General features: G+C 72.1%; 12 protein-coding genes and 2 pseudogenes. 8 read left to right on the top strand and 6 right to left on the bottom strand.

Translation table 11 applies throughout. The annotated features are described in order from the left end of the window. Window positions 1-117 precede the first annotated feature (117 nt). Both AF335_RS28625 and AF335_RS28620 read left to right on the top strand, forming a co-directional pair. Window positions 118-2,091 (top strand): ABC transporter permease, encoded by a 1,974-nt coding sequence (locus tag AF335_RS28625; protein WP_102921476.1) that lies wholly within the window; start codon window positions 118-120, stop codon window positions 2,089-2,091. Continuing rightward, window positions 2,088-3,056: an ABC transporter substrate-binding protein gene (locus tag AF335_RS28620; RefSeq protein ID WP_244927194.1), complete on the top strand. Its 969-nt coding sequence runs from the start codon at window positions 2,088-2,090 to the stop codon at window positions 3,054-3,056. The genes AF335_RS28625 and AF335_RS28620 overlap by 4 nt, the downstream gene beginning before the upstream one ends. A 232-nt stretch (window positions 3,057-3,288) precedes the next feature. Here the strand turns inward: AF335_RS28620 and AF335_RS28615 are convergent, their stop codons facing one another. Together AF335_RS28615 and AF335_RS28610 are read right to left on the bottom strand one after the other, a co-directional pair. Continuing rightward, window positions 3,289-4,035, bottom strand: a complete 747-nt coding sequence (locus AF335_RS28615; RefSeq protein WP_102921332.1) for an isocitrate lyase/PEP mutase family protein — start codon at window positions 4,033-4,035, stop codon at window positions 3,289-3,291. Continuing rightward, entirely contained in the window at window positions 4,032-4,523 is a 492-nt protein-coding gene (locus tag AF335_RS28610; RefSeq protein ID WP_102921331.1) for a carboxymuconolactone decarboxylase family protein, read from the bottom strand. The genes AF335_RS28615 and AF335_RS28610 overlap by 4 nt, the downstream gene beginning before the upstream one ends. Before the next feature lie 47 nt (window positions 4,524-4,570). Between AF335_RS28610 and pdxR the strand changes: the two genes are divergently transcribed. Continuing rightward, on the top strand, window positions 4,571-6,019 hold the full coding sequence (pdxR, locus tag AF335_RS28605) for a MocR-like pyridoxine biosynthesis transcription factor PdxR (protein ID WP_102921330.1): 1,449 nt from the start codon (window positions 4,571-4,573) through the stop codon (window positions 6,017-6,019). Between the two features lie 852 nt (window positions 6,020-6,871). Continuing rightward, complete coding sequence (locus AF335_RS28595) at window positions 6,872-7,792, top strand: helix-turn-helix transcriptional regulator (protein WP_102921328.1); 921 nt, start codon at window positions 6,872-6,874, stop codon at window positions 7,790-7,792. Window positions 7,793-7,967: 175 nt separating this feature from the next. On the opposite strand, the pseudogene AF335_RS28590 reads toward AF335_RS28595, so the two are convergent. Next, a pseudogene (locus AF335_RS28590) lies at window positions 7,968-8,904 on the bottom strand (DMT family protein). A 1,005-nt stretch (window positions 8,905-9,909) separates the two neighbouring features. On the opposite strand from AF335_RS28590, the gene AF335_RS28575 reads away from it, so the two are divergent. Continuing rightward, entirely contained in the window at window positions 9,910-10,845 is a 936-nt protein-coding gene (locus AF335_RS28575) for a helix-turn-helix domain-containing protein (RefSeq protein WP_102921325.1), read from the top strand. Continuing rightward, window positions 10,802-10,936 (top strand): annotated as a pseudogene (locus AF335_RS36500) (DUF397 domain-containing protein); the annotation flags it as partial. The gene AF335_RS28575 and the pseudogene AF335_RS36500, both read left to right, overlap by 44 nt. Window positions 10,937-10,954: 18 nt before the next feature. Here the strand turns inward: AF335_RS36500 and AF335_RS28565 are convergent. Then, window positions 10,955-11,326, bottom strand: coding sequence for a MerR family transcriptional regulator (locus AF335_RS28565; RefSeq protein ID WP_102921323.1), 372 nt, complete (start codon window positions 11,324-11,326; stop codon window positions 10,955-10,957). A gap of 56 nt (window positions 11,327-11,382) precedes the next feature. Here AF335_RS28565 and AF335_RS28560 point away from each other — a divergent pair, with 56 nt between their 5' ends. After that, the gene (locus tag AF335_RS28560) at window positions 11,383-12,168 is read left to right on the top strand and encodes an alpha/beta fold hydrolase (protein WP_102921474.1); all 786 of its coding nucleotides are present in this window, start codon (window positions 11,383-11,385) and stop codon (window positions 12,166-12,168) included. Between the two features lie 29 nt (window positions 12,169-12,197). On the opposite strand, the gene AF335_RS28555 is transcribed toward AF335_RS28560, so the two are convergent. Next, entirely contained in the window at window positions 12,198-13,751 is a 1,554-nt protein-coding gene (locus tag AF335_RS28555; protein WP_102921322.1) for an ABC transporter substrate-binding protein, read from the bottom strand. A 174-nt stretch (window positions 13,752-13,925) separates the two neighbouring features. Further along, the gene (locus tag AF335_RS36030; protein WP_228772892.1) at window positions 13,926-14,222 is read right to left on the bottom strand and encodes an SCO4848 family membrane protein; all 297 of its coding nucleotides are present in this window, start codon (window positions 14,220-14,222) and stop codon (window positions 13,926-13,928) included. Between the two features lie 205 nt (window positions 14,223-14,427). On the opposite strand from AF335_RS36030, the gene AF335_RS28550 reads away from it, so the two are divergent. After that, window positions 14,428-15,588: a D-alanyl-D-alanine carboxypeptidase family protein gene (locus AF335_RS28550; RefSeq protein WP_324187907.1), complete on the top strand. Its 1,161-nt coding sequence runs from the start codon at window positions 14,428-14,430 to the stop codon at window positions 15,586-15,588. The last annotated feature ends 136 nt before the right edge of the window (window positions 15,589-15,724 follow it).

The following is a 15,724-nucleotide window of genomic DNA, read 5'->3' as shown; positions in this document are numbered from 1 at the left end:
GACCGCGTGAGCACCGCCACCTCTCCCGCCCGCCCCGCCTCCGCCGCCAAGGCGAAGCAGACGGCGGCCGGTGCCCCCGGCGCCCGCCCCGCGGCGGACCCGGCGCCCGGGCCCGACGTGGATCCCGCGCCGGGGGCCCTGCGGGCCCTGTGGGCCCGCCCCGCCGCCCGTAAGCTCCTCGTCCTCGCGGCCGCCGCGGCCGTCCTCGTCCCCCCGGCCGCCATGGCCTGGGGCAGCGGTGCCTGGCCGCACGCGCTGACCGTCGACCTGACCGGCCCGCTCGGCCGCGCCAACGACTGGATCATCGACAACCGCGACCACCACTGGCTCTTCCTCTACTTCTTCGGCCACATCAGCGGCGCGATCATCGGCGCCGTGCACGCCGTCTACACCGTGCTCCTCGCCCTCGGCTGGGCCGGTGTGACGGCCGGCGCCGGGCTGCTCGCCTGGCGGGTGGCCGGGGTCAGGGTCGCCGCCACCACGCTCGCGTCGTTCGCCGTGTGCGGGCTGCTCGGCATGTGGGTGCCGACCATGCGGACACTCGCGCTGATGATCGTCGCCGTCGCCGCGTCCGTGGCCGTCGGCGCCCTGCTCGGCCTCGCGGCCGGCCTGTCGGAGCGCATGTTCCGCGCGCTGCGGCCGGTCCTGGACACCATGCAGGCGCTGCCCGCCTTCGCCTACCTCATGCCGGTCGTGCTCGTCTTCGGCATCGGCGTGGCCCCCGCCGTCCTCGCGACCGTCGTCTACGCGGCCCCGCCGATGGCACGGCTGACCGCGCTGGGCCTGCGGGCCACCGACAAGGGCGTGCTGGAGGCCGTCGAGTCCCTCGGCGCGACCTCCCGGCAGCGGCTGCTCACCGTGCGGCTGCCGCTGGCCCGCCGCGAGCTGCTGCTCGGCGTCAACCAGGCGATCATGATGGCCCTGTCGATGGCCGTCATCGCGTCCGTCATCGGCGCCGACGGCCTGGGCGACCGCGTCTACCAGGCCCTGTCGACCGTCGACGTGGGCAGCGCCCTCGCCGCGGGCATCCCGATCGTGCTGCTGGCGATCGTCCTGGACCGGACGACGGCGGGCATGGCCTCGCCCCGCAGGCTGTGGGCAGGCGCTCCGCGGGGTGGAACGGGCGGGCACAAGCTGACGACGGCCCGCACCCGGCGGGCGACCGTCCGGTTCGCGACCCTGGCCGCGGTCGCGGCAGCGGCCCTTGTCACAGGCGACAAGCCCTGGCCCGGCGACTGGACCGTCGCCATCGCCGCTCCCGTCAACGACGCCAAGGACTGGATAGTCGACCACCTGTACACGGGCCTCCCGGGCATCGGCGGCACCGCCGACCTCGCCGGCCACTACACCGGCTGGGTCCTCGACCCCCTGCGCGACGGCCTCCAGGGCCTCCCCTGGTGGGGCGCCCTGCTGCTGGTCGCCGCCCTCGCCTGGCTGATCGGCACCTGGCGCACCGCGCTCACGGCCGTCCTCGCGCTCGCCGCGATCGGCGTGCTCGGCCGCTGGGACGTCTCCATGGACACCCTCTCGCAGGTGCTGGCCGCCGTCGCCGTCACGCTCGTACTCGGCTTCGCCGTCGCCGTGCCCGCCGCGCGCAGCCCGCGCGTCGACCGGCTGCTGCGCCCGGTCCTGGACGTCTTCCAGACGATGCCGCAGTTCGTCTACCTCATCCCCGTCGTCGCCCTCTTCGGCATCGGCCGGGCGCCGGCCGCCGCGGCCGCCGTCGTCTACGCGCTCCCCGCCGTGGTCCGGATCACCAGCCAGGGCCTGCGCCAGGTCAACCCGGGCGCCATGGAGTCCGCGCGCTCGCTCGGTGCCACCAGCGGCCAGCAGCTGCGCCATGTGCAGTTCCCGCTGGCCCGCCCGGAGCTGCTGCTCGCGGTCAACCAGGCCGTGGTGCTGGTGCTGTCCGTCGTCATCATCGGCGGTCTCGTCGGCGGCGGCGCGCTCGGCTACGAGGTCGTGTTCGGCCTCGCCCAGGGCGACCTCGCCACCGGCCTCGTCGCGGGTGCCGCGATCGTCTGCCTGGGGCTGATGCTCGACCGGGTCACCCAGCCGACGAAGGCGGAGAAGAAGGGAGCGGGCGCGTGAGGGCTCGTCAGTGGATCGTGGCGGCGGGCGCCCTCGCCCTGCTCGCCACCACCGGCTGCGGAGCGGCCGACATGACCAAGCAGGCGTCCCCGTACGCCGACGCGGGGGGCACGAGGACCGTCACCCTGTCCGTGCAGTCCTGGGTGGGAGCCCGGGCCAACGCCGCCGTCGCCGGATACCTCCTGGAGAAGGAGCTCGGCTACCGCGTCGACACCGTGCAGGTGGACGAGGTGCCCGCCTGGGACGCCCTCAGCCAGGGCCGCGTCGACGCGATCCTGGAGGACTGGGGCCACCCGGCGCAGGAGAAGCGGTACGTCGAGGACAAGAAGACGATCACTCCCGGCGGCGACCTCGGCGTCACCGGCCACATCGGCTGGTGGGTGCCGAAGTACTTCGCGGACGCCCACCCGGACGTCCTCGACTGGCGGAACCTGAACAAGTACGCCGCGCAGCTGCGGACCGCCGAGAGCGGCGGCAAGGGCCAGCTGCTGGACGGCTCGCCGTCGTACGTCACCAACGACAAGGCGCTCGTCACGAACCTCGGCCTGGACTACAAGGTCGTCTTCGCGGGCTCCGAGGCGGCGCAGATCACCCAGATCCAGCAGTTCGCCAAGAAGAAGCAGCCGTTCCTCAGCTACTGGTACGAGCCGCAGTGGCTGTTCAACGAGGTGCCGATGGTGGAGGTGAAGCTGCCCGAGTACACGGACGCCTGCGCGGAGAAGGGCACGGCCGACCCGTCGACCGTGAACTGCGCCTACCCGACCTCGACGCTGAAGAAGTTCCTCAACGCGGACTTCACCCGCAAGGGCGGCGAGGCCGCGCGGTTCCTGAAGAACTTCCACTGGTCGAAGGAGGACCAGAACGAGGTGGCGCAGATGATCGCGGAGGAGAAGCTGCCGGCGGACGAGGCGGCGAAGCGGTGGGTGGAGCGGCATCCGGACGTGTGGAAGAAGTGGCTGCCGTAGGGGGGTGACGGCGGGTGGGGTGACCGGCGGGTCTTTCCCCTGCCCGCCCCTTCCCGGAACCGGGGCTGCGCCCCAGACCCCTTTCCGCGCTGACTCGCGGTGGCCTCAAGCTCCCCCGGCTACCGCTGGGGGTGCCCCCAGGAGGTGCCCCCGGACAGGCTGAAATCAGCCCGGCCGGCGCTTGAGGACCGGGGCCGGAGGCCCGGCCGTGGTCCGGTCCTCCGGCCCCGGCTCAGGCATCTCCGCCCCACCGGCCCGCGGCCAGCTCCGCCGCCATTTCCGCCGCACCGGCCGCCGCCCTGGCGTGCAGCCCGCCGCCGAACGTGACCCGCGCCGCGCCCAGTCGTCCCAGCTCGCGCGGACCCGGCCCGCCCGGCCTGGCCAGGGCGTTCACCGGGAGGCCCACGGCCTCGCCGAGGCCGGCCAGCAGGGCCGGCGGGGCCAGTATCGGGAAGAGGCAGTCCGCCCCGGCCGCCGCGTAGAGCCTGCCGCGCGCGATCGCCGGGGCCGGGTCCGCGTCGCCCTTCAGGAAGGTGTCGACGCGGGCGTTGACGACGAGCGCGGCGCCCGCCTCGGCGCGTACCGCCGCGAGGAAGTCGGCCTGTTCGGCCGGCTCCTTGAGCAGGCCGGTGCGCCGGTCGGAGTCCTCCAGATTGCAACCGGCGGCACCGGCCTCCAGGAGCCTGCCGACCAGCTCGCCGGGCGCGAGCCCGTACCCGTCCTCGACGTCCGCGGAGACGGGCACGTCCACGGCCCGCGCGATCCGGGCGACGGCCGCGAACATCTCCGCGGCCGGCGCCTCCCCGTCCGCGTACCCCAGCGACGCCGACACCCCCGCGCTCGGCGTGGCCAGGGCGGGGAAACCGGCGTCCGCGAAGGCGCGGGCGCTCGTGGCGTCCCAGGGGCCGGGCAGGACCAGCGGCCCGCCCCCGGCGCCCGGCGCGTGGTGCAGGGCGCGCAGGACGGCCGCGGCCGTCACGCGTGGGCCTGGTAGGCGCCCGGGAACAGGCGCGTGGTCACGCCGATCCGGTTCCAGGCGTTGATCGTGACGATCAGGGAGATCAGCCGGGCCAGCTCCGGCTCCTCGAAGCTGCGGGCGGCGCGCTCGTACACCGCGTCGGGCACGAAGCCGTCGGTGAGGACGGTGATGGCCTCGGTGAGGGCGAGGGCGGCCTGCTCCTTCTCGGTGTAGAGGCCGGCGGCCTCCTCCCAGGCGCTGAGCAGGTAGATCCGCTCCTCGCTCTCGCCCAGGCGGCGGGCGTCCTTGGTGTGCATGTCGAGACAGAAGGAGCAGTGGTTGAGCTGCGAGGCGCGGATCTTGACCAGCTCGATCAGCGACTGGTCGAGGCCCTTACGGGCGGCGATCTCCAGCCCGATCATCGCCTTCTGGACGTCGGGGGCGACCTCGTGCAGGAGCATGCGGGGCGCGTGGGTGTGGGTGGACTGAGTGGCGTTCGTCGTGGTCATGGGACCGAGCCTAGGACGGGGATAGCCCAGCGGTATGGTCCACTCCCATGGAGAAATCGTGGGCCACTCCGGCGGTGGAAGACCCCGGCGGGAACGCCGGGACCGGCGCCGATCTGCACCTGGACCTGACCGGGCCGGGCGGGGTCCGGGCGAGCCTGATCAGGGCCCTGCGCGACGCCGTGCGCTCCGGCCGCCTCGCGCCCGGCACCCGGCTGCCGTCCTCCCGCTCCCTCGCCGCCGACCTGGGCCTGGCCCGGAACACGGTCGCGGACGCCTACGGCGAGCTCGTCGCCGAGGGCTGGCTCACCGCCCGCCAGGGCTCCGGCACCCGGGTCGCGCCACGTGCCGCGCCCCGCGCGCCCGAGCGCGGCGCCACGCCGCCGCGCACGACCCGGCGGCCCGCCTACGACCTGCGGCCCGGCACCGCCGACGTCTCCGCCTTCCCGCGCGCGGCTTGGCTCTCCGCCGCCCGGCGGGCCCTCGCGGCCGCCCCGCACGAGGCGTTCGGCCACGTCGACGAGCGCGGCCGCGTCGAGCTCCGGACCGCCCTCGCCGACTACCTGGCCCGCGCCCGGGGCGTGCGCACCGACCCGGAGCGGATCGTGGTGTGCGCGGGTTTCACCCAGGGGCTGTCGCTGACCGGCCGGGTGCTGCGGGGGCGCGGCGTCCGCGAGGTGGGCGTCGAGGAGTACGGGCTCTGGTTCCACCACGAAGCCCTGGAACGGGCCGGACTGCGCTGCTCGGAGCTGGCGATCGACCCGCTCGGCGCGGACGTCGCCGCGCTGGAGGAGCGCAGGGGCGTACGGGCGGTACTGCTCACGCCCGCCCACCAGTTCCCCACCGGTGTGCCGCTGCACCCCGACCGGCGGGCCGCCGTCGTCGACTGGGCCGTGCGCACCGGCGGGACCGTCCTGGAGGACGACTACGACGGCGAGTTCCGCTACGACCGGCAGCCCGTCGGCTGCCTCCAGGGCCTCGCCCCGGACCGCGTCGCCTACTTCGGCACGGCCAGCAAGTCGCTTGCCCCGGGCCTGCGGCTGTCGTGGATGGTGCTGCCCGAGCACCTGGTGGGCGACGTGCTGGCCCTGAAGCGGGCGGGGGAGTGGAGCTCGGGCGTCCTGGACCAGCTGACCCTCGCGGAACTCCTGACCAGTGGCGCGTACGACCGTCACGTACGCGCCATGCGGCAGCGCTACCGGCGCCGCCGCGACCAGTTGGTCGCGGCACTCGCCGAACACGCCCCGCACATCCGCGTCACCGGCATCGCGGCCGGCCTCCACGCGGTCCTGGCCCTGCCACCGGGCACGGAGCGGGCGACGCTCCAGGCGGCGGCGTGGCAGGGGCTGGCACTGGAGGGAATGTCGCGGTTCCGGTTCACCGGGAAGGGGGTCGCGGAGGGGGAGGACGGCTTGATCGTGGGCTACGGGACACCGCCGGATTCCGCGTTCGCGGGGGCGTTGGAGGCGTTGCTGGGGTCGTTGCCGCCGGGGGATTGACGGGGTCGGGTGTGCTGCCCTGCCGGATCTGGCAGAGGCCGCCGGGATCACAGAAGTAAACGGGCGTGCAGTGGAGTTGGGCGGACACGCGACGACGGCTCGGCGCACCATCGCCCGAGGAGGACAGTCAAGGGATCCATGCGGCACGGCAGTTGAAAGCGCCTGCTGCCACGTGCCGATCGACCGGTCACCCGTCAGGTTCGATCTCTTGATGCCTGGTAGATCCGGACGCCCGACCGCAGTTGGGAGTATCTTGGTCCGAACAGTGCCAGAGAGCGACGCCTCCGGTGCAAATAGCAGCGCGCCTCGGGGAGTGGCCGGTCCCGTGTCGAGGCCGGCGTCAGAGGAGAATCCCCCTCAGTGTCATCACACAGTAGCCGCATACCCCTTGTGATCGTTGGCGAGCTCCGGCTTCCAGCACGGCTTGTCGACATCCGGCTGGTTGGCCACTCTTGCCGCTCGGGGGTGAGTTGATGGTCGGCAAACCCCTGGATGCGTCGAGCATCCAGTCCAAGGACGTGCGCAAGGTCGTCGAGGGGCTGTTGAAGGAGGGTGGATGGACCCTCCGCAAGGAAGGGCACGGCGCCCGCTTGCACTGCCCGTGCGACAACGCGTGTACGACGATTCCGGTTCCGGGGACACCGCGGAACGAGGGGAATCTCGCCAGGCGGATCGCTCGCACGGCACGGCGATGCCCCCTGCCGCCGGACGCCCCGAACAGAAGTCTGACAGGGAGGTCGCGCGAGTGACATCCCACTCACCGGCTTACCTTTTGGTCCGGTATGGTAGGTCTTACTGTTGACGGTTGCCAACAGCTCGGGCACTCTAGCCACCGACACAGGGGGCATTCATATGGAGTATGAGTTCACGTTCGTCGTGGACGGAGCGACTGTCGACGACGCCGCAGCAGTCAACCGCCTCGCAGATGAACTGGACGCAATGCTCGCCCGGGCCGGCGGTCAGAACCTTCTCAGTGTCTCTTCCGTTGGGGACAACGCTGTCGAAGCCGCGCTCTCGGTGGCCCACATCGCCCGCGAACTGGTTCCCGGCTTGCGACTGCTGCGGCTGGACCGTGATCTGGTCGGAGTGCAGGAGATCGCCGAGCGGACAGGTCGCTCGCGGCAGAACGTCCATCAGTGGGCGACCGGCGCACGCCTCGCCGACAAAGAGCCCTTTCCCCGGCCGGAAGGCACCGTGGGCAGGGCGCATGCTTGGCTGTGGAGCGAGGTGAACGACTGGCTCCGCCGGCATGGCCTTGATGACGGCGTCCTTTACCCGACTCGGCATGAGATGACACAGATCGACTATCTCCTGGCGAACGGTCTGAGTTTCTCGTTCCGCTCCACGCCCGCACAGGGGTTCACCGAGTCGAGGCGGGAAGTCGTCGCCGCGTTGATGGCACATCTCGCCGACTTCTCCCAGTTCGTGGCCCGCCGCCTGCCACGGGAGAAGACGGCGGCCGATCAGCACATCCTGGCCATCGCAGGCCATGACGAACCGGCTCATGAGGTCATGCGCTTCATAGCCGAGGCGAACCGGGATGTCGTACTGGTCAGCGCCAGGGACGACGTGATCACAGGTGTCCACTTCTCAGTCGACATGAAGGGGCCGCAAGAGGTTGTCTACGTGCGGCACGACTTCACGGTGTGGGACTGGATGGACCAGGTGAGGGACAAGCCTTCGGCGACGTTCGTCGCCGAGGATCCCGCTCTGTTGGCGGCTCCGCACTTCCATCACAGGCAAACACTGTCCTTCAACACGGCCGCGGCCTAGCCGGTCCATCCGTCAGCATGCAGAACGGGAAGTGCCGCCCTTAGGGCCGCTGTGCCGCGGCGGGTGGCCTTCGCGGTGCACTGGCCATACCGCGCGGTGTTCTCAAGCTCCCCCGGCTACCTCCCCCAGCTACCGCTGGGGGTGCCCCCAGGAGGTGCCCCCGGACGGGCTGATTTCAGCCCGTCCGGCGCTTGAGGACCGGGGTCCGGGGCGGAGCCCCGTTCGGGAAGGGGCGGGGTGGGGAAAAAGCCCCGCGCAGCGGCAACCCGCACCGCCCACCCACCCGCACCCCACCCCCGTCAATCAACCCCGCCTCACCGAACCGCGCCAACCCCAACGCCCCACCACCGCCAACCCAAACCCCAGAACCGCCAGCGGAGCCACCCGCGTACGGTCCCCCAGCCACACCACCCCCACCACCGCCGGGCCCAGCGTCTCGCCGAGCACCAGGCCCGCCGTCGCCGCCGTCACCGACCCCCGCTGGAGCGCCGACGTGAGGAGGAGGAACGCCGCGCCGCCGCCGAGCAGCAGCGCGTACGCCGCCGGGTTCGTGAGCAGCGCGCCGGGGGAGAAGTCGTCGAGGAGCCGGACCGCGACCTCCACCACGCCGAAGCCGATGCCCGCGCCCAGGCCCAGGGCCGCCGCCGGGGCCGCCCGCGCAGTCGGCCGGCCGCGGCGCCGAGCAGCAGCACCCCGGCCGCGACGGCGAGCACCCCGAAGCGCAGCGCCGTCCCGCCCGTGCGGTCGCCCTCGGCGCCGGAGGCCAGGCCCAGCAGCGCCAGCCCGCCGCACACCACGCACACCGAGGCCCACTCCATTCCGCTCAGCCGCGTGTGGAGCAGCCGGGACGCGGCCACGGCGGTCACCGCGAGGCTCGCGGCCAGGGCCGCGCCCACGGCGTAGATGGGCAGGCTGCGCAGGGCGACGAGCTCCAGCGCGAACCCGAGCGCGTCGAGCGCGAGCCCCGTCAGATAGCGCCACTGCCGTAGCACCCGCCACAGCAGCATGGGGTCCACGCCCGAGCCGGTGCCGGGGGCGGAGGCCCGGGCGGCGACGGCCTGGAGGACGGACGCGGTACCGAAGCAGACGGCGGAGCCGAGCGCGCACAACATCCCGAGGAGCACGCGTCGACTGTAGGCCCGGCGGCCGGACTTTCCGTGACCCGGCCCACCGGAACCGGCCCCTCCGGCCATTGAGGACAAAGAGGGAAGGGACGGATGGCGGCGGCCCCCGGCCCCCGGCCCTTGGCCCGAGCCCCCGCCCGCACGCCGCGGGGGAGGAGCGCACGGGCGAGCGGTATTGCAAAATCACACGGGCGGAACGGCGTCCGGCGCGATGGCTGGTGTCCCGTCCTGGTGCTTGCCGGTGCACGGCGGGCCTTCCTTGCAGAAGAACCCGCGCCCATGACACGCCATGCACTTGTGGGACGCCATCAGTTCCCCTGCGTCCCCGGACCGACTCACGAAAAGCGTGGGCAACTGAACCGTCCCCTGCCCCCTGCACCCCTTACAGAACTGGTGCGGGCCGGGGCACTCCATCTCAGTCATTACCGGCTGCCGGCGTCGACCCAGCCCGACCCGTCGCACGTGCCGCATTGCTGCTCTTCGTACTCCGAGCCACCGGGGTTGTCCTCGATGGAGTGGGCGCGCTGCACCATTTTGGTACCGGATCCGCCGCAATCACTGCACTGAGTCGCCATCCGCTTAGCCTCTCGTCAGTCATGCTGGTGATGGTCCTCTGAAGTGGCTGTGTATGGGGGCTGGTCGCTTGTATGTCCGCCTTTCTGCGTACCGGACTCCTCCCGCTCCTCCGCGGTCGCGGGGCGCAGGTCATCTGCCTGGGCCCACCACTCCCGGCCGGTAAGCGCACTTCTGACCCAGTAGCGCCGCAAGTTGACGTCCCTCTCCCGGGTGACCGCCACGACGCTGCCGCGCGTGTCGACCACCGGTGCGCCGATGGGGTACCCGTCTGCCTTGTGCGTCATCTGTTCGAGCCTTCCGCGTGTCCCGCTCATGCGGAGCGGGCATCAACCGTGAGGCTTAGGTTCCCTCGGTGCCGCTACGCTGACCAGGCTTTCTTCTATGCCAAACGGAGTTGGAATAAGGGGAGTTGAGCGCATGGCCGATGATCCGGAGCTGCCGGCTAAGGAGTTCGGGAAGGAGATCAAGTGCGCCCGGGAGGCAGCGGGCTGGTCGCAGCAGGGGCTCGCCGCCAAGCTGCTCTGCGGGCAGCCGTATGTGAGCAAGGTCGAGACAGGGCAGCAGTTGGCGAGCCCCCAGTTCGCCGAGCAGTGCGATCGCGTGTTCGGTACTCCCGGGACCTACGCGCGGATGAGACAGCGGGCGGCCGACGCGGGCAACCCCGTGTGGTTCATTCCGTACCTTGAGCTTGAACGGGAGGCCCTGAGGATCTGCGACTACTCCAACGCGTTCGTCATGGGGATACTCCAGACGCCGGAGTACGCGGAAGCGGTCTACAGGTCCGCCCGCCCGCAGGATTCAGCAGTTGCCATCAAGAAAGCGGTGGAAGACCGCATGCGGCGGCGGGATGTGCTCGACGGCCCCAACCCGCCCCAGCTCTGGGTGATCCTTCACGAGTCGGTTCTATGGTCCGGCGTGGGTGGCCGAGGCGCCATGCGGGAGCAGCTCCGGCACCTGCTGGCGGCGTCCGAGCTACCCCCCGTAACGCTTCAAGTTCTTCCGTTCAGCGCGGAGGCGCCCTCAAGAGGGGTGCCGTTTATCGTACTGACGCGACAGGACGGAACTGATGTCCTGTACGAGGAGACATACCAACGGGGGCAGGTGGACGACGCGGCGGAAGCGGTAGCCGAAGCACGTGGGGCATATGAGCGCCTACGCGCTGATGCCCTGGCACCCACCGACTCACTGACCCTCATCCGGTACGCAATGGAGGCGCACACCCATGAGCACCACCCGAGACTTCCCCCGCGCAGGGTGGCTGAAGTCCAGCTACAGCCAGGGAAACGGCGGCAACTGCGTCGAATGGGCCCCCGGATCCGCGCCCTCCGGCGCCGTCCCCGTCCGGGACAGTAAGCGCCCGGACGGCCCCACGATCACGCCGTCGACGGCCGCCTGGTCGGCGTTCGTCGACGAGATACGGGGTGGCGGACTCTCCGCCGGCTAAACCTTCGGTTTCCCCTCGTCAGGCGCCGGGCGCGCCGAGGGTTTCCGGCCGCATCGCCGATGCCACGTCCAGCAGGGCTTCGCGCCTGCGGGCGAGCTCGGCCATCTGTTCCTCCACACGGGACAGCTGGCCGTCCAGGACCCCCACGGAGTGGTCGCAGGCCAGGAGGCCCGGGCCGCCCTGGGCGCACGGGAGGAGGTCACGGATGGCCTCCGTGGTGAGGCCACCGGCGAGGAGTTCGCGGATGCGGGTCACGCGCTCGACCGCGTCCGCCCCGTAGCGGCGGTAGTCGTTGGCGTCCCGCTCCGAGGTGAGCAGGCCCTGGCCCTCGTAGTAGCGCAGGAGCCTGGGGTTCACCCCGGTACGACGTGACAGCTCACCTATGCGCATGTGCGGATCCCCCGGGCTTGACCTTGACACTGATGTCATACGGCAACCTCTCGGCCATGACACAGATTCCCGCGCCCCTCGCCACCACCGTCCACGGCTCCGGCCCCGGCATCCTGCTCGCCCACGGCGCGGGCGGCAGCATCGAGGGCAACTACCTGCCGATCATCCCGGCGCTGGCCGAGCGCCACACCGTGGTGGCCCCCGACTTCCCCGGCTCCGGTGCCACGCCCCGCTCGGCGGAGCCGCTGACGGCCGACGGTCTCTCCGACGCGCTGATCGCGGCGGCCGACGCGGCCGGCCTGGAGACGTTCACCCTGATCGGCTACTCGATGGGCACCCTGGTGTCCGTACGGACGGCGGCCCGCCACCCGGAGCGGGTGCGCGGCCTGGTGCTGACGGCGGGGCTGGCCAAGGCCGACAACCGCCTGCTGGCCTCCCTGGACATCTGGCAGAAGCTCCTGGCCGAGGGTGACCTGGAGACCTTCGCCCGCTTCGTGGCCCTCTCCGGCTTCGGCGAGGACTTCTTCAACGCCGTGCCCACCGGGGACCTGGACGCCTTCTACAAGCTGCTGGCCTCGGGCGTCCCCGCCGGGGCCGCGGACCAGGCGGCCCTCGTACAGTCCACGGACACCACCGGCGACCTGGCCGGGATCTCCGTGCCGACGCTCGTCGTCGCCACCCTCCAGGACACCCTGGCCTCGCCCGCGAACTCCCGCTTCCTCGCCGAGCACATCCCGGGCGCCGAGTACGCCGAGATCGCGACGGGCCATGTGCCGATGGCGGAGAAGCCCGCCGAGTGGGGCGGCCTGATCACGTCCTTCCTCGACCGGCACGGCCTCTGAGCGGCCCGCACGGCCTGCCGGGCGGCCCGTCAGATCCTGCCCAGCTCCCACAGCCGCAGGATCCCCGTGCCGTCCGACAGATACTGCGTGCCGGAGACACCGGATTCGCCGAGGGTGTACTCCTTCTTCTGCCACAGCGGCAGCAGCGGTACGTCCTCGGCGACGATCCGCTGGATCTCCCGGACGTCCTCGGCGACCCGGCCGCGCTGGTAGTTCCGCTGGACGGCGCGGATGAGCCTGTCGACCCGGGGGCTGGCGTAGCCCGAGTGGAGGGCGGAGCCCTCGCCGACGAGCGGGGTGATGAAGGTGTCCGGGTCGGGGAAGTCCGCGACCCAGGTGACGCAGTACGCGTCGTAGGCCCCGCGGGCGTAGCCCTCCAGGAACTCCTTCCACTCCACGTGCCGCGTGGTCACCTCGAACAGGCCCGTGGCCTCCAGCTGCTTCTTCAGCAGGGCCGCCTCCTCGTCGGTGGCGGCGCCCTGGGAGTAGGCCAGCCCGAAGCGGACCGGCGCGGTGATGCCCGCCTGCCGCAGCAGGGTCCGGGCGCGCCCGGGGTCCGGCTCGGGGTAGGCGTCGAAGAAGGATGTGGCGTGGCCCGTGAGGCCCTGCGGGACGAGGGAGTACAGCGGCTCGACCGTACGGCGGTGGATGTCGCGCGCGAGCGCCGTCCGGTCGACGACGGCGGCGACGGCCCTGCGCACCGCCACGTCCTTCACGGGCGAGCCGTCGCGCAGGTTGAAGACCATCGAGCGGGATGTGGGCCCCGAGGTCTCCATCATCTTCACGCCGGTGTCCGACGGGGACTGCCCGGCGAGCACGGCGGGCGGCAGCTGGCGGCCGGCCACGTCGACGGTGCGCCGCTGCCACGCCTGGGCCAGCGCCGCCGGATCCCGGTAGTACCGGACGGTCACGGGCTCGCCCTTGTGCCGCACGGCACCGCGGTAGCGGTCGTTGGGCCGCAGCTCGGCGCTGAGGCCCTGCCGGTAATCCTTGAGGACGTACGGGCCGGAGCCGTCCACCGCGGCGCCCTCGCGGAGCCGGTCCGCGGGGTAGGTCCGGGAGTCGACGATCGCCCCGGCGCCGGTGGCTATCTTGAACGGGAACGTGGCGTCCGGCACCCGCAGCCGGAAGGTGACCGCCCGGCCGGCCGTCCGCACGTCCGCCAGGGTGTCCAGCAGCGACCCGGGCCCCTGTTTCGACTTGATCCGGCCGATCCGGTCGAAGGAGAACTTCACGTCGTCCACGGTCAGGTCGTGGCCGTTGGTGAACTTCAGGCCCTCGCGCAGGGTGCAGGCGTACGTGCGTAAGTCCTGGCCCTGGAAGCCGCAGCGCTCGGCCGCGTCCGGGACCGGGACGGAGGAGCCCGGCGTGAAGGTCAGTAACGACTGGTAGACGTTGCTGTGCAGGGCCCAGGAGCCCACGTCGTAGGTGCCCGCCGGGTCGAGCCCGGTGACCGCGTCCGTCGTGCCCACCGTGATGGGCCCCCGGTCGCCGTCCCCCGACGGCATCAGCCCGCAGCCCGTGGCACCCGAGAACAGCAGCACCACACCCAGCACACCTGTCCGAACCCGGACCCCACGCATCCCCGCGCCCCCTCCGCCCAGTGATGCGCATCACTCAAACATACGAATGCGCATACGTCCCAGGAATAGGCCAAGTGATCGTCACCCGGTCCGGGGAACCACCGGCTCCGCCCCGCTGCGCGACGCCGCCGCGGGGCATCTACGGGGCATGGGGACGGCGGTCGTGCGACCCGTCTATGACGTGCGCCGCAACGCCCGTACGCCGCGCAACCCGATCAGCCCGACGGCCGTCCCCAGAAGAAACGAGGTGACCGCGAGCGCGAGGTGGACCCAGAAGTACGCGGTGGGGTCACCCGCGTCGTCAAAGGCGAGCCCGCTGCCGTCCTTCCATAGATTCTTCGCGAAGGTGATCCAGATGAACCAGCTCCACACCCCGAAGGCGAGCAGGAACCAGGACACCGGGCGGGACAGCGTGGCCGCGCGGCCGGACGGGCGAGGGGCCGGCGAGGCGTCCCCGGAAGAACTCAGCATGGGTTTCAGTATGCGTTCGGTCTCCGGCACTGGTCCTATCGGGTCCTCGGCACGGGTCCGTCCCGGTGAGGCAGCGACTAGCCGGTGCGGGCGGCGGGGTACGTTCACGGACGTGCCGACGACGACATCACACCCCCCGCGGTACGCCGCGGCGGGACGCTACGGAGCCGCCCTCGCGGCGACCGCCTCGCTGCTCCTCCCGCTGATGACCGCCGCGCCCGCCCACGCCGACAACCCGGCCGACGGCAAGGGCGCCCCCAAGGTTCCGCCCGCTCAGATGTCCACGGTGGGCGGCGAGTTGCTGGGCAAACCGGGTCCGCAGGTGCGGCGCGGGCCGGGCGCCCCCCAGCTGCCGAAGGACCTCAGCGGCCGCTCCTGGCTGGTGGCCGACGCCGAGTCCGGGGAGATCCTCGCCGCCAACAACGCCCACTGGCGGCTGCCCCCGGCCTCCACCCTCAAGATGCTCTTCGCCGACACGGTGCTGCCGAAGCTGCCCCGCAACCAGACCCACAAGGTGGTGCCCTCGGACCTCGCGGGCATGGGCGCGGGCAGCAGCGCCGTGGGGGTCAAGGAGGGCTCCTCCTACACCGTCCACGACCTGTGGCTGGGCGTCTTCCTGCGCTCCGGGAACGACGCGGTGCGAGTGCTGTCGGCCATGAACGGCGGCGTCTCCCGGACCGTCACGGACATGCAGGCGCACGCCGAGGACCTCCAGGCGAAGGACACCCACGTCGTCACCCCCGACGGCTACGACGCCGACGGGCAGGTCTCCAGCGCGTACGACCTGACGCTGTTCGCCCGCTCCGGGCTGCAGAAGGCGGACTTCCGGGAGTACTGCGCCACGGTCTCGGCGAAGTTCCCCGGTGAGGAGAAGCCCGGCAAGAAGCGGGACAGCTTCGCCATCGTGAACACCAACCGGCTGCTGACCGGCGAGGGCATGCCCGGGAACGAGCCCTACAAGGGCATGGCCGGGGTGAAGAACGGCTCCACGACCAACGCGGGCAACACCTTCACCGGCGTCGCCCAGCACGACGGCCGCAAGCTCCTCGTCACGGTGATGAACCCGGAGACGGCCGAGCCCCACCGGGTCTACACCGAGGCCCGCGAGCTCCTCGACTGGGGCTTCGAGGCGGCCGGCCACGTCCAGCCGGTCGGCGTCCTCGTGCCCCCCAGGGGCGCCGCGGACAAGCCCGGCGACGGCCGCGCCGACCAGGCCACCCAGCACGCCCAGGCGTCCGTCGCGGGCTCGGGCGGCGGCATGTGGACGGCCGTCGGGATCGCGGGCGCCGCGCTGGCGGTGCTGGCCGTGGGCGGTTTCGTGGTGCACCGGCGGCATCCGCTGCCGGGCCGTGGGCGGCGGGGCTGAGCGCGGGGGCCAAGGGCCTCCCGGGACCCTGCCGCGCTCCGCGTGGTGTCCTCAAGCGCCGGACAGGCTGATTTTCAGCCTGTCCGGGGGCACCTCCTGGGGGCACCCCAGCGGTAGCTGGGGGAGATTGAGGACC

Source organism: Streptomyces eurocidicus, assembly GCF_002891295.1.
Lineage (GTDB): Bacteria > Actinomycetota > Actinomycetes > Streptomycetales > Streptomycetaceae > Streptomyces > Streptomyces eurocidicus.
This window is presented reverse-complemented; position numbering and strand designations above follow the sequence as displayed.